The organism is Streptomyces sp. NPDC059373 (genome assembly GCF_042751495.1).
Taxonomy (GTDB): Bacteria; Actinomycetota; Actinomycetes; order Streptomycetales; family Streptomycetaceae; genus Actinacidiphila.
In genome coordinates, this window is record NZ_JBHYXC010000060.1 from 23,869 (window position 1) to 37,058 (window position 13,190).

Genomic DNA, 13,190 nt, shown 5'->3' on the forward strand with positions numbered 1-13,190 from the left:
GGATCGGTTGCCCCTACCGCTGAGTAGGGGCATTCTGGCAAGCTGCCCGCATGTCTGATCGCGCAGCCGATCGCGTCCGGTACGACCGGGCCACGGCACACCTCGACGCGCCGGTGGCCATCGTCGACCTCGATGCCTTCGATGCCAACGCCGCGGATCTCGTGCGCCGGGCCGGCGGCAAGCCCATCCGTGTCGCGTCCAAGTCGGTCCGCTGCCGCGCCCTGCTGGAGCGGGTCCTGGGGCGGGAGGGCTTCGCCGGGATCATGTCCTTCACGATGGCCGAGTCGCTGTGGCTGGCCCGCGCCGGGTTCGATGACGTCCTGCTGGCCTATCCGTCGGCGGACCGGGCGGCTTTCGCCGAGCTGGCCGGCGATCCCAAGCTCGCGGGCGCGGTCACGGTGATGGTCGACGACGTGGCGCAGCTCGACCTGATCGACGCGTCGCGGGGTGGCGGCTCGGAGATCGTCCGCGTCTGCATAGAGCTGGACACGTCGCTGCGGCTCCTCGGCGGCCGGGTACGGATCGGTGCCCTCCGCTCGCCGCTGCGCGAGCCCGCACAACTCGCGGAGCTGGCGCGGGAGGTGGCCCGCCGGCCCGGCTTCCGGCTCGTCGGCATCATGGCCTACGAGGGCCACGTCGCGGGCGTCGGCGACTCCGTCGCGGGCCGGCCCTTCCGGTCCCGGGCCATCCGGCTCATGCAGGCGGCTGCCCGCCGCGAGCTGGCCGCCCGCCGGGCCGAGGTGGTGCGGGCGGTGCGCGCGGTCGCCCCCGAGCTCGAGTTCGTCAACGGCGGCGGCACGGGCAGCGTCCAGCACACCGCCGCGGAGGACTCGGTCACCGAGATCGCGGCCGGCTCCGGCCTCTTCGTCCCCCGCCTCTTCGACAACTACACCTCCTTCCACGGCCGCCCCGCCGCGCTCTTCGCCCAGCCCGTCGTCCGGCGCCCCGGCGTCGGCATCGTCACCGTCCTCGGCGGCGGCTACCCCGCGTCCGGCGCCGCCGGCCCCGACCGCCTCCCCGTCCCCTACCTCCCCGAGGGCCTCCGCTACGACCCCCAGGAAGGCCCCGGCGAAGTCCAGACCCCCCTCATCGGCTCCGTCGCCGACGACCTCCTCCTCGGCGACAAGGTCTGGTTCCGCCACGCCAAAGCCGGCGAGCTCTGCGAGCGGTTCGACTCCCTCCAGCTCATCGAGGGCGACCGCGTCGTGGGCACGGTCCCCACGTACCGGGGCGAGGGCAAGACGTTCCTGTAGCGGGGGCGGCGGGGCGCGGTGCGCCCTGCGCCTGGGCGCGGTGCGCCCTGCGCCGGGGGCGCGTTCGGTTCGTGGGTGGGTCGGGGGCGTGTCGGGGTGGGTCCTATGAGACAGCTATCCTCGCCCGCCCTGTTCCTCGCTCGCTCGGAACTGGGCGTTCTGCGTCGCCTTAGCGTCTCCACGGACCCACCCCGCCCCACCCCCTCCGGTTCCGATGGCGACTGCCGGTTGGTGGGGGTTGTGTCCGGCAAGTCCTGTCACTGGCCCGGACCACGCGTCCGTGTCCACCCGGCACCCCGGGCCTGTACGGACAGGCACTGGCTGCACCGGGAATCGGGCGGGGAAAAGCCCCCGGCCACCACGGCGTGCCGCGGCATAGGGTGCGGGCATGAGTGATCTTCGCTTCCGGCGGGCTACAGCCGATGACATACCGGTGATCGTCGCGATGTTCGCCGACGACGGGCTGGGGCACGGCCGGGAGACGCCGGATGATCTGGCGCCCTATTACGAGGCGTACGAGCGCGTGGCCGCCGATCCGAACCAGCACCTCACGGTGGCGGAGCGGGGTGGGCGGTTGGTGGGGGTGCTCCAGTTGTCGGTGATTCCGGGGCTGTCGCGGAGGGGGACGACCCGGTCGATCATCGAGGCGGTACGTGTGCACAGCGACGCCCGCGGCACCGGCCTCGGGACGGAGTTGATGACCTGGGCCATCGAGGAGTCCCGGCGGCTGGGGTGCAGCCTGGTACAGCTGACCTCGGACAACGCCCGCACCGACGCCCACCGGTTCTACGAGAGGCTGGGCTTCACCGGCTCGCACGTGGGGTTCAAACTGCAGCTGTGAGCCCCGCCCCGTGACGACGGACGGAGTCCGGCGTCAGGAATGGGTTGCGGCTGTGACGAGGCCGCGCAGCACCCGTTTGTCGTCGGCCATTTCGGGGTGCCATTGGACGCCGAGGACGAAGGGTTCACCGGGGAGTTCGACGGCCTCGGTGGTGCCGTCGTCGGCGTGGGCGCTGATGAGGAGGCCGTCGCCGAGGCGGTCCAGGGCCTGGTGGTGGAAGGTGGGTACGGAGAGGGCCTCGGGGACCAGGGCGGCGTAGCGGGTGCCGGGGACGGGTTTGACGGTGTGGGCGCCGAAGACGCCGGTGGGGCCGCGGTGGCCGTCGAGGTGCTGGATGAGGGTGCCGCCGAGGGCGGTGTTGAGGAGTTGCATGCCGCGGCAGATGCCGAGGAGGGGCAGGCCGACGGCCAGGGCGGCGTCGATGAGGGCGAGCTCCCAGGCGTCCCGTTCCGGGGTGGGGGGCCCGGTGCGGGGGTCGCGGGGGGCGCCGTAGCGGGCGGGGTCGACGTCGGGGCCGCCGGCGATGACGAGGGCGTCGAGGCGGGCCACCGTGGCGGCGGCGTGCGCCGGGTCGTCCGGGGGGAGCATGGCGGCGAGGCCGCCGGAGCGCTGGACCATGCGGGGGTAGCCGACCGGGAGGAGTGCGGCGGGCAGGTCCCAGGTGCCCCAGCGCACGGAGGGCTCGAGGTAGGTGCTGACGCCTATCAGCGGACGTGACACGTGGGCCTCCTGGCGACGCGCGGAATTCTGTTCGCACCGTACCCAACTCGGTGCCTCAGCCCGTAGTTTTGGATCATTCTGACGGCCGGTAGGAGAGGTGGTCCCCCGTGGTGCACCGCACAGCCCCGCTCAGCACCGAAGAACTACGGCTTCTGGTGGACACCGGGGAGATCGACACGGTGGTCGTCGCCTTCACCGACATGCAGGGCCGGCTGCAGGGCAAGCGCTTCGCGGCCGCCCATTTTCTCGACGATGTCCTGGAGCACGGCACCGAGGGCTGTAACTACCTGCTGGCCGTGGACACCGACATGAACACCGTCGACGGTTACGCGATGTCCTCCTGGGAACAAGGCTACGGCGACTTCGCCATGCTGCCCGACCTGGCGACCCTGCGCCGCACCCCCTGGGACGCCGGTACCGCCCTGGTCATCGCCGACCTGGCCTGGCTGGAGGGCGACGCGGCGCCGGTCGTCGCCTCGCCCCGGCAGATCCTGCGCCGCCAGCTGGACCGGCTGGCCGAGCGCGGCTGGTCGGCGTACGTCGGGACCGAGCTGGAGTTCATCGTCTTCCGGGACACGTACGAGCAGGCCTGGGCCGGGGGCTATCGCGACCTGACGCCGGCGAACCAGTACAACGTCGACTACTCGCTGCTGGGCACCGCCCGGGTGGAGCCGCTGCTGCGCCGGATCCGGAACGAAATGGGTGCGGCCGGGATGCGGGTGGAGTCGGCGAAGGGCGAGTGCAATCTCGGGCAGCACGAGATCGCCTTCCGCTACGACGAGGCGCTGACCACCTGCGACCAGCACAGCGTCTACAAGACGGGCTCCAAGTCGATCGCCGCGCAGGAGGGCTGCGCGCTCACCTTCATGGCGAAGTACGACGCGCGGGAGGGCAACTCCTGTCACATCCACCTGTCGTTGCGGGACGACGAGGGCGTCCCGGTCTTCGCGGGGGACGGCCCCGGCGGGATGTCGGAGACGATGCGGCACTTCCTGGCCGGGCAGCTCGCCGGGCTGCGGGACTTCTCGCTGCTGTACGCGCCGAACATCAACTCCTACAAGCGCTTCCGCCCCGGCTCCTTCGCCCCGACAGCGGTCGCCTGGGGCCCGGACAACCGCACCTGCGCCCTGCGGGTGGTCGGCCACAGCCCGTCCGCGCTGCGCCTGGAGAACCGGGTGCCGGGCGGGGACGTCAACCCCTACCTCGCGGTCGCCGGCATGATCGCCGCCGGGCTGTACGGGGTCGAGCACAAGCTCACCCTCCCCGCGCCGGTCACCGGCAACGCGTACACGGCCGAGGGCACGCAGCATGTGCCGGCGACGCTGCGCGAGGCGGCCGAGCTGTGGCGGGACAGCCCGATCGCGGTGGCGGCCTTCGGGGAGGAGGTCGTGGAGCACTACCTGAACATGGCCCACGTCGAGCAGGATGCGTACGACACCGCAGTGACCGACTGGGAGCGGTACCGCTCCTTCGAACGCATGTGATGAGGTCCCCCGTGCTCGAAGTGCTCAACCCGGCCACCGAAGAGGTGATCGCCACCGTCCCGGCCGCGAGCGCCGAGGACGTCGACGCCGCTGTCGCCCGTGCCACGCGGGCCCAGGCGGGGTGGGCCGCCTTCGCGCCCGGCGACCGGGCGCGGCTGCTGCGCCGCTTCGCGGCCGTCGTGGACGGCCATGCCGACGAGCTGGCCGCCCTCGAGGTGCGGGAGGCGGGCCATACGGTCGGCAACGCCCGCTGGGAGGTGGGCAACGTCCGCGATCTGCTGGACTACGCCGCCGGGGGCGTCGAACGCCTCAGCGGCCGCCAGATCCCGGTCCCGGGCGGCGTTGATATGACGTTCCTCGAACCGCTCGGGGTGGTCGGGGTGATCGCGCCCTGGAACTTCCCGATGCCGATCGCCGCCTGGGGCGCCGCGCCCGCGCTGGCCGCCGGCAACGCGGTGATCCTCAAGCCCGCCGAGACCACCCCGCTCACCGCCCTCAGGCTCGCGGACCTCGCCCTGGAGGCGGGGCTGCCCGAGCACCTCTTCCAGGTGCTGCCGGGGGCCGGGGCGGTGGCGGGCGCGGCGCTGGTCGAGCACCCCGGGGTGGCGAAGATCGTCTTCACCGGGTCGACGGCGGTGGGCAAGCAGATCATGGCCAAGTGCGCCGACAGCCTCAAGCGCGTGACGCTGGAGCTCGGCGGCAAGTCCCCCAACATCGTCTTCGCCGACGCGGACATCGAAAAGGCGGCGAAGGCCGCCCCGGGCGCCTTCCTCGACAACGCCGGGCAGGACTGCTGCGCCCGCACCCGCATCCTGGTGCAGCGGCAGGCGTACGACCGCTTCCTGGAACTGCTGGAGCCCGCTGTCCAGGCCGTCACGGTCGGCGATCCGACCGATCCGGCCACCGACATGGGACCGCTGATCTCCGCAGTGCAGCGCGACCGTGTCTCGGCGTACGTGGCGTCGGACGCGCCGGTCGCCATCCGGGGCAGCGCGCCGCAGGGCAAGGGCTTCTGGTACCCGCCGACCGTCCTGACCCCGCACGACGCGAGCGAGCGAATTGCCGTCGAGGAGGTCTTCGGGCCGGTCGCGGTCGTGATCCCCTTCGAGGACGAGGCCGATGCGCTGCGGCTGGCCAACGCCACCGCGTACGGCCTGTCCGGCTCCATCTGGACCCGGGACATCGGCCGCGCCCTGCGCCTGGCCCGGGGCACGCAGGCCGGCAACCTGTCGGTGAACTCCCACAGCTCGGTGCGTTACTGGACGCCCTTCGGCGGCTTCAAGCAGTCCGGGCTCGGCCGTGAGCTGGGCCCGGACGCGCTGGCCGCCTTCACCGAGACCAAGAACGTATTCATCAGCACGGAGGACTGATCACGTGACCGAGGAAACAGCAGTGTGCCGCCGCCTGGTTGGCCGTACGGCGGTGATCACCGGCGCCGGCAGCGGCATCGGGCTCGCCACCGCCCGCAGGCTCGCCTCCGAGGGCGCGCGTGTCGTGTGCGGCGACATCGACGAGACCGCGGGCAAGGCGGCGGCCGAGGAGGTCGGCGGCCTGTTCGTGCAGGTGGACGTCACCGACGCCGAGCAGGTGGACGCGCTGTTCAAGGCCGGGTACGACGCCTTCGGGTCGGTCGACATCGCCTTCAACAACGCGGGCATCTCGCCGCCCGACGACGACTCGATCCTCACCACCGGCATCGAGGCGTGGAAGCGCGTCCAGGATGTGAACCTGACGTCGGTCTATCTGTGCTGCAAGGCGGTGCTGCCCTACATGCAGCGCCAGGGCCGGGGCTCCATCATCAACACGGCCAGTTTTGTGGCCGTGATGGGCGCGGCGACCTCGCAGATCTCGTACACCGCCTCCAAGGGTGGTGTGCTGGCGATGTCCCGTGAGCTGGGCGTGCAGTTCGCCCGGGAGGGCATCCGGGTCAACGCGCTGTGCCCCGGGCCGGTGAACACCCCCATGCTGCAGGAGCTGTTCGCCAAGGATCCCGAGCGGGCCGCGCGGCGGCTGGTGCACATTCCGCTGGGGCGCTTCGCCGAGGCCGACGAGATCGCGGCGGCCGTCGCCTTCCTGGCGAGCGACGACTCGTCGTTCATCACCGGGTCGGAGTTCCTGGTGGACGGCGGGATCGCGGGAGCATACGTGACCCCTTTGTAACCCGCTGACCACCGGCCCTCTCACGGGAATCTTAAGCTGAGGGACTTAAAGTGACGCCGTGACGATGACGACCCCTCCCGGCTGGTATCCCGAGCCCGGGCACACAGGCACCGACGCCCCAGCGCTGGAACGGTGGTGGGACGGTACCGAATGGACCGAGTACACCCGCACCGCCCAGGGCCAGGCCGCCGCGACGGCCGCCCCCGGCTATCCCCCCTACCCCGGTGATGTGGTCGCCGGCGGCGCTCCCTCAGGGCGCCGCGGCGGCCGCATAGCCATAGCCGTCGTGGCCTCGGTCGTCGTTGTGGCCGCCGTCGTCGGCGGCGTCGTCGCCCTCACCTCGGACAACGGCAACAGCGGCAAGAACGCCGCCGGCAGCCAGCCCTCCCCCTCCGCCAGCGCCCCCTTCGGCCAGGCCCCGGACGGCAGCTCCGGCGGCAGCGACGGCGGCCTGGGCGGCGTGCCGTCGACCCAGCCGTCGACCCAGCCCAGCAGCGAGCCGGGCTTCGCGGCCGACGCCCTCGACGGCATCAGCATCCCGGTGCCGGACGGCTGGAAGTCCAGCTACGACTCGTACGGTCTGCCGTCGTTGTCCGTCAGCTCGTACAAGTGCCCCGGCGACACCTCGAAGACCTGCGTCCGCGGCGGCGTGAACTCCTATCCCGCCGCTGCGATGCAGATCAAGGCGACCACGGCGGAGGCGGCCGCCAAGGAGGACATCTCGGCGAACGCCACGGCCTCGTACGGCGACAACGTCTACGGCGGGATCAGCTCCCACAAGGAGCTCACGTCGGAGGCGGTCACCGTCGCCGGGCAGAAGGGCTATCTGGTCCGCTGGCAGGTCGTCACCAAGAAGGGCGACGACGGCTACGTCGAGTCGCTGGTCTTCCCCTCGCCCAGCGGCAGCAAGCAGTTGGTGCTGGTCCGTTTCGGCTTCGACATCAACTCCAAGGCGCCGAAGCTGTCCGTGATGGACACGATCACCAAGGGCATCAAGGCGACCGGGTCGTCGAACGGTACCGGCGTCTGACACCGGTCACCCGAGCGCAGCGGCCAGCACTGCCGGCGCCTCGACCAGCGACGGCCCGTACCAGGTGAGGTGGCGGCCGCCGACCAGGGCCGCCGGGATGCCGGGGAAGGCCTCGGGTCCGTCGTCGGGGGTGAAGAGGTAGGGCTCGTCGGGGAGGACGACGAGGTCGGGGTCGGCCGCGTTGAGCTCGTCGACCGGGATGCGGGGGTAGCGGTCGGGGTGCTGGGCGTAGGCGTTGTCCACGCCGAGGCGGGCGAGGAGGTCGGCGGCGAAGGTGTCGCGGCCGAGGACCATCCAGGGGCGGCGCCAGACGGGGATGACGGCGCGGCGCCGCCGCACCGGTGCGGGGAGGGTCCGCCAGGCGGCTTCGGCGGCGTCGAGCCAGGCGGGGCGGTGGAGGCCGCAGGCGTCGACGAGGACGCGGTGGAGTTCGGCGAAGGCCTGGTCCAGGTCGCGTACTTCGGTGACGAGGACGCTGAGGCCGGCGTCGCGCAGGGCGGCGAGGTCGGGCTCGCGGTTCTCCTCCTCGTTGGCGATGACGAGGTCGGGGGCGAGGGCGGTGATCGCCGCGATGTCGGGGTTCTTGGTGCCCCGGATCCGCTTGACGTCGAGGCCCGCCGGGTGGGTGCACCAGTCGGTGGCGCCGGCCAGCAGGCCGGGGGCGGTGGCCGCCACGGCCTCGGTGAGCGAGGGGACGAGGGAGACCACGCGGCGTACGGTGGGGCGATCGGTCATCGCCCCACCGTATCCAGGTAGCCCTTTCGTACGGTCTCGTACGGTCAGGCAGCGACCGGGGCGAGCTTGTCGACGAGGCCGGGCTGCGTCTTCAGCCAGGTACGTACGCCGTCCTGCTCGTGGTTCTGGCCGGCGTCCTGGATGGCCGCCTCAAGGCTGGTCAGTTGCTTCTCGTCCAGCTTGAAGTCCTTGAGCCACTTGGCGACCTGCGGCTCGTCGGACGCGAAGCCCTTGCGTGCCAGCGTGTGGACGCCGTCGCCCTTGCCCCAGGCGCCGAGCGGGTCCTTGAGCTTCTTCAGCGAGTGCTTGCTGTAGGCCCAGTGCGGCGACCAGAGGGTGACGACCACGGGCTGCTTCGCCTTGATGGAGCGGTCGAGCTGGGCGAGCATGCTCGCGGTGGAGCCGGTGGTGACCTGGTACTCGCCGTCGAGGCCGTACTTCTTGAGCACGGTGTCGTTGAGCATCTTCATCATGCCGGCGCCCGGCTCGATGCCGATGATCTTGCCGCCGAACTCCTTGCTCCGGCCCTTGAGGTCGGCCAGGGAGTCGATGCCCTTGACGTACGAGGGAACGGTGAGCTCCAGCGAGGTCTGGCCGTACCAGGAGCCGTAGTCGTCGAGGTGGCTCTTGTACTTGTCCCAGTAGGACTTGTGGGTGGTCGGCAGCCAGGAGTCGGTCTCGAAGTCGACCTTGCCGGTGGACATGCCGGTGTAGAGCGCGCCGACGTCGTACTGGGTGGCCTGGGGGGCGTAGCCGCGCTCCTCCAGGATCTCCTTCCAGAGATACGTGGAGGCGATGCCCTCGTCCCAGGGGATGTAGCCGAGGTTGACCGTACGCCCGTGGCCGACGTTCTTGCCCGCGGCGACGGCGGTCCCGGTGGACGAGGAGCCGAAGACGTTCATGCCGCCCGCCACCAGCGCGAGCACGACGACGCCGACCATCGCGACGGCGGTGTGCGGCCGGTAGGTCCAGACGCGCGCCCTGCGCAGCGAGTTGGCGGCGGCCAGGGCGCGCCGGCCGAGCGGGGAGACGCGGCTGCCGAGCGAGCCGGTGACCCGGTCGAGGTACATGGCGAGGATGACGACGGAGATGCCGCCCTCGAAGCCGAGGCCGACGTTGACCTGGCTGATCGCGGTGAAGACCGACGAGCCGAGGCCGCCGCCGCCGACCATGCCGGAGATGACGACCATGGACAGGGCCAGCATGATGACCTGGTTGATGCCCGCCATGATGGTGGGCAGCGCGAGCGGGAGCTGGACGCGCAGCAGTGTGTTGCGCGGGCTGGTGCCGAACGCCTCGGCGGCCTCGACGAGTTCGCCGTCGACCTGGCGGATGCCCAGCTCGGTCATGCGCACGCCGGGCGGCATCGCGAAGACGATGGTGGCGATGATGCCGGGGACCTGGCCGACGCCGAAGAAGAAGATGCCGGGGATCAGGTAGACGAACGCCGGCATGGTCTGCATGAAGTCCAGCACCGGGCGCAGCACCGCGCCGACCGTGCGGTTGCGGGCCGACCAGATGCCGAGCGGCACGGCGAGCACGATGGTGATGACGGTGGCGACGAGCACCAGGGACAGGGTGTCCATGGCTTCGTTCCACTGCTGTACGGAGTCGATGAGCGCGAAGCCCGCGAAGGTGAGGACCCCGGCGGTCAGACCGCGCAGCCACAGCGCGAGGACGGCGAAGATGCCGGCCAGCAGCAGCGGTTCGGGGGCGCGCAGGACGGCGTCGAGGCCGTCGTACATGCCGGAGACGATGGTGGTGATGAGGTCGAAGAGCCAGGCGCAGTGGTCGCGGAGATACGTGACGCCGCTGTCGACCCAGTCGCCGAGGGGGAGCCTAGGCATGGGCGGCCTCCCCCGCGAGCGCGGCGAGCAGGGTTTGCTGGGGGATCAGCCCCTTCAGCTCGCCCTCGTCGGACCGTACGGCGATGGGCTCGTCGCTGTCGGCGCTGAGCGCGCACAGCTCCGCGATGGGGGTGTCCATGGTGACGGACCGGCCGGAGCTGTCCGCGTCGGTGGCGCACTTCTTCATGACCGCGCCGGCGGTGAGGACCCGGGACCGGTCGACGTCCTGCACGAAGGACGCGACGTAGTCGTTGGCGGGCTGGAGGAGGATCTCCTCGGCGGTGCCGATCTGGACGATGCGGCCGTCGCGCATGACGGCGATGCGGTCGCCGAGGCGCATGGCCTCGTTGAGGTCGTGGGTGATGAAGACGATGGTCTTCTTCAGCCGCTTCTGCAGTTCCAGGAGCTGGTCCTGCATGTCGCGGCGGATCAGCGGGTCGAGGGCGCTGAAGGACTCGTCCATCAGCAGCAGGTCGGCGTCGGTGGCCAGCGCGCGGGCCAGGCCGACGCGCTGCTGCATGCCGCCGGACAGTTCGTCCGGCCAGGACTTCTCCCAGCCGGCCAGGCCGGTGAGCTCGAGGGCCTCGGTGGCCCTGCGTTCGCGCTCGGCGCGGTCGATGCCCTGCACCTCGAGGCCGTACGCGGCGTTCTCGAGGACGCTGCGGTGCGGGAAGAGCGCGAAGTGCTGGAAAACCATGCTGATGCCGTGCGAGCGGACGCGGCGCAGCTCGCGCGGGCCGAGGGCGGTGAGGTCGTGGCCGTCGAAGAGGACCCGTCCCGAGGTGGGTTCGAGCAGTCCGTTGAGGGTACGCAGGAGTGTGGACTTGCCCGATCCGGACAGGCCCATGACGACGAAGATCTCGCCTTCGCGGACGTCGAAGGTGGCGTCGATCACCGCCGCCGTGGTGCCGCTGTCGCGCAGTTCGTCGCGGTCGGCTCCCTCCTCAAGCCGGCGGACGGCCGTTTCCGGTCGCCTGCCGAAGATTTTGTACAGATGCTCGACTTCCAGCCTGGACACATACACCTCTGGGCTCGCACGAAAAGCGACCCGCCGCCCCCGCTGGCAGGTCGTGGAGCGTTCCTGGCCCGCTCCGGGCCTGCGGCTGCCCCGGCGGAAGCGGAGCAAACCATTCCGTGACGGAGGTCACCTGCCGAAGCCTGCCTGCGCCCGCCTGCCGGTGCCTGTCGGCGCCGTACGGCATCATCAGGGGCGTGACGAAGCGACGCCTGATGCTCCTGGACTCGGCCAGCCTCTACTTCCGTGCGTACTTCGGGGTGCCCGACTCGGTGCGGGCCCCGGACGGCACTCCGGTGAACGCGGTGCGCGGGCTGCTGGACTTCATCGCCCGGCTGGTCGCCGACCACTCCCCCGACGACCTCGTGGCCTGCATGGACGCCGACTGGCGGCCGCAGTGGCGGGTGGACCTGATCCCCTCCTACAAGGCCCACCGGGTGGCCGAGGAGGTCCCCGAGGGCTCCGACATCGAGGTCGTACCGGACACGCTGTCCCCGCAGGTGCCGGTGATCGAGGCGGTCCTCGACGCGCTCGGCATCGCGCGGGTGGGCGTGCCGGGCTACGAGGCCGACGATGTGATCGGCACTCTGACCGGCCTGGCGGCCGGGCCGGTGGACATCGTCACCGGTGACCGCGACCTGTTCCAGCTGGTGGACGACGTGCGCGGAGTGCGGGTGCTGTATCCGCTCAAGGGCGTCGGCAACCTGGATCTCGTGGACGGCGCGTGGCTGCGCGCCAAGTACGGCGTCGACGGCTCGGGCTACGCGGACCTGGCGCTGCTGCGCGGCGACCCGAGCGACGGCCTGCCGGGGGTGCCGGGGGTCGGTGAGAAGACGGCGGCCAAGCTTCTCGAGGCGTACGGCGATCTGGCCGGGATCATGGCGGCCGCCGCGGACCCCGCGTCCAGGCTGACCCCGGCGCAGCGCAAGCGGCTGCTGGAGGCGCAGGATTACGTCGCCGTGGCGCCGAAGGTGGTGCGGGTGGCGGGTGACGTACCGCTTCCGGAGTTCGATCCGGCGCTGCCGGGCGAGCCGAAGGACCCTGAGGTGCTGGAGGCGCTGGCGGAGCAGTGGGGCTTGGGAGGATCTTTGCAACGGCTGCTGACGGTATTGAGTTAGGCTTACCTAACTCAATACACGGGAGTGCGACATGGCAGATCGTCCGGCGCGCAAGCCGCCACAGCTGCACCGGGGGCGCGTCGAGCGCGTTGAACGACTCACCCCGCACATGATTCGCGTGGTCCTCGGCGGCGAGGGGCTCGCGAACTTCGACGCGGGTACGTACACCGACCACTACATCAAGCTGCTCTTCCCGCTGGACGGCGTCGACTACGGCGAGCCCTTCGACCTCCAGCGGGTCCGGGCCGAGCTGCCCCGCGACCAGTGGCCCCGGCAGCGTACGTACACCGTGCGGCGCTGGGACGCGGACACCCGCGAGCTGTGGGTCGACTTCGTCCACCACGGCGACGAGGGCCTGGCCGGGCCGTGGGCCGCCGGCGTCCAGCCCGGTGACGACCTGTTCTTCGGCGGACCGGGCGGCGCGTACGCTCCCGACGAGGACGCCGACTGGCATCTGCTGGCGGGCGACGAGAGCGCGCTGCCGGCCATCGCGGCCGCCCTGGAGCGGCTGCCGGCCGGTGCGAAGGCGTACGCCTTCGTCGAGGTGGACGGCCCGGCGGACGAGCAGAAGCCGGAGACGGCGGCGGAGGCCGAGATCGTCTGGCTGCACCGCGACGGCGCCCCGGTGGGGCAGAAGCTGGTGCGGGCGGTGTCGGAGCTGGACTTCCCGGCGGGCGATGTGCACGCCTTCGTGCACGGCGAGGCGGGCTTCGTGAAGGAGCTGCGGCGGGTGCTGCGGGTCGAGCGGGGGATCCCGCGCGAGCGGCTGTCGATCTCCGGCTACTGGCGGCTCGGCCACGACGAGGACGGCTGGCAGTCGTCCAAGAGGGTCTGGAACGAGCAGGTCGAGGCCGAGCAGGAGACCGCCGCCGGCTGAGACACGTCGAGCAGGGCCGCGCCGCCGTTCCAGTCTCTAATACACATCATACGCGGCCGACTATTTATGGAGTGAAGATATCGGGGGTCGGGGGCGAATTAAAAAGGCGT

Annotated in this window: 12 protein-coding genes; 8 read left to right on the plus strand and 4 right to left on the minus strand. The window is 71.3% G+C overall.

All coding sequences use genetic code 11. The features are described from left to right. The first annotated feature begins 50 nt into the window (after positions 1-50). On the plus strand, positions 51-1,253 hold the full coding sequence (locus tag ACFXJ5_RS38405; RefSeq protein WP_384642224.1) for an amino acid deaminase/aldolase: 1,203 nt from the start codon (positions 51-53) through the stop codon (positions 1,251-1,253). A 388-nt stretch (positions 1,254-1,641) separates the two neighbouring features. Beyond that, complete coding sequence (locus ACFXJ5_RS38410) at positions 1,642-2,094, plus strand: GNAT family N-acetyltransferase (protein ID WP_384642227.1); 453 nt, start codon at positions 1,642-1,644, stop codon at positions 2,092-2,094. 33 nt (positions 2,095-2,127) lie between these two features. Here the strand turns inward: ACFXJ5_RS38410 and ACFXJ5_RS38415 are convergent, their stop codons facing one another. Further along, the gene (locus tag ACFXJ5_RS38415) at positions 2,128-2,814 is read right to left on the minus strand and encodes a gamma-glutamyl-gamma-aminobutyrate hydrolase family protein (RefSeq protein WP_384642230.1); all 687 of its coding nucleotides are present in this window, start codon (positions 2,812-2,814) and stop codon (positions 2,128-2,130) included. A gap of 107 nt (positions 2,815-2,921) precedes the next feature. Here ACFXJ5_RS38415 and ACFXJ5_RS38420 point away from each other — a divergent pair, with 107 nt between their 5' ends. The 4 genes from ACFXJ5_RS38420 (at position 2,922) to ACFXJ5_RS38435 (ending at position 7,488) form a co-directional block, all read left to right on the plus strand. Next, on the plus strand, positions 2,922-4,298 hold the full coding sequence (locus ACFXJ5_RS38420) for a glutamine synthetase family protein (RefSeq protein ID WP_384642233.1): 1,377 nt from the start codon (positions 2,922-2,924) through the stop codon (positions 4,296-4,298). Next, the gene (locus tag ACFXJ5_RS38425) at positions 4,298-5,668 is read left to right on the plus strand and encodes an aldehyde dehydrogenase family protein (RefSeq protein WP_384642236.1); all 1,371 of its coding nucleotides are present in this window, start codon (positions 4,298-4,300) and stop codon (positions 5,666-5,668) included. Before ACFXJ5_RS38420 ends, ACFXJ5_RS38425 begins: the two co-directional genes overlap by 1 nt. A gap of 4 nt (positions 5,669-5,672) precedes the next feature. Then, positions 5,673-6,458 (plus strand): 3-oxoacyl-ACP reductase, encoded by a 786-nt coding sequence (locus tag ACFXJ5_RS38430; protein WP_384642239.1) that lies wholly within the window; start codon positions 5,673-5,675, stop codon positions 6,456-6,458. Between the two features lie 64 nt (positions 6,459-6,522). After that, positions 6,523-7,488 (plus strand): DUF2510 domain-containing protein, encoded by a 966-nt coding sequence (locus ACFXJ5_RS38435; RefSeq protein WP_384642255.1) that lies wholly within the window; start codon positions 6,523-6,525, stop codon positions 7,486-7,488. A gap of 6 nt (positions 7,489-7,494) precedes the next feature. On the opposite strand, the gene ACFXJ5_RS38440 is transcribed toward ACFXJ5_RS38435, so the two are convergent. From ACFXJ5_RS38440 to ACFXJ5_RS38450, 3 genes are read right to left on the minus strand one after another with little or no spacing between them, the layout of a single operon-like run. Beyond that, the gene (locus tag ACFXJ5_RS38440; protein ID WP_384642241.1) at positions 7,495-8,223 is read right to left on the minus strand and encodes a helical backbone metal receptor; all 729 of its coding nucleotides are present in this window, start codon (positions 8,221-8,223) and stop codon (positions 7,495-7,497) included. A gap of 44 nt (positions 8,224-8,267) precedes the next feature. After that, positions 8,268-10,070 (minus strand): ABC transporter permease/substrate binding protein, encoded by a 1,803-nt coding sequence (locus ACFXJ5_RS38445; RefSeq protein WP_384642244.1) that lies wholly within the window; start codon positions 10,068-10,070, stop codon positions 8,268-8,270. After that, positions 10,063-11,088 carry a glycine betaine/L-proline ABC transporter ATP-binding protein gene (locus tag ACFXJ5_RS38450; RefSeq protein WP_384642247.1) on the minus strand — a complete coding sequence of 342 codons (1,026 nt, stop codon included), beginning with the start codon at positions 11,086-11,088 and terminating at the stop codon, positions 10,063-10,065. Before ACFXJ5_RS38450 ends, ACFXJ5_RS38445 begins: the two co-directional genes overlap by 8 nt. Positions 11,089-11,300: 212 nt before the next feature. Between ACFXJ5_RS38450 and ACFXJ5_RS38455 the strand changes: the two genes are divergently transcribed. Together ACFXJ5_RS38455 and ACFXJ5_RS38460 are read left to right on the plus strand one after the other, a co-directional pair. Next, positions 11,301-12,203, plus strand: a complete 903-nt coding sequence (locus ACFXJ5_RS38455) for a 5'-3' exonuclease H3TH domain-containing protein (protein WP_384642258.1) — start codon at positions 11,301-11,303, stop codon at positions 12,201-12,203. Positions 12,204-12,234: 31 nt separating this feature from the next. After that, on the plus strand, positions 12,235-13,080 hold the full coding sequence (locus ACFXJ5_RS38460; RefSeq protein WP_384642249.1) for a siderophore-interacting protein: 846 nt from the start codon (positions 12,235-12,237) through the stop codon (positions 13,078-13,080). The last annotated feature ends 110 nt before the right edge of the window (positions 13,081-13,190 follow it).

Coding starts and splice junctions, on each gene's coding strand:
- ACFXJ5_RS38405 (WP_384642224.1), top strand. CDS start 51: ATGTCTGATCGCGCAGCCGATCGCGTCCGGTACGACCGGGCCACGGCA.
- ACFXJ5_RS38410 (WP_384642227.1), top strand. CDS start 1,642: ATGAGTGATCTTCGCTTCCGGCGGGCTACAGCCGATGACATACCGGTG.
- ACFXJ5_RS38425 (WP_384642236.1), top strand. CDS start 4,298: ATGAGGTCCCCCGTGCTCGAAGTGCTCAACCCGGCCACCGAAGAGGTG.
- ACFXJ5_RS38435 (WP_384642255.1), top strand. CDS start 6,523: ATGACGACCCCTCCCGGCTGGTATCCCGAGCCCGGGCACACAGGCACC.
- ACFXJ5_RS38440 (WP_384642241.1), bottom strand. CDS start 8,223: ATGACCGATCGCCCCACCGTACGCCGCGTGGTCTCCCTCGTCCCCTCG.
- ACFXJ5_RS38445 (WP_384642244.1), bottom strand. CDS start 10,070: ATGCCTAGGCTCCCCCTCGGCGACTGGGTCGACAGCGGCGTCACGTAT.
- ACFXJ5_RS38455 (WP_384642258.1), top strand. CDS start 11,301: ATGCTCCTGGACTCGGCCAGCCTCTACTTCCGTGCGTACTTCGGGGTG.
- ACFXJ5_RS38460 (WP_384642249.1), top strand. CDS start 12,235: ATGGCAGATCGTCCGGCGCGCAAGCCGCCACAGCTGCACCGGGGGCGC.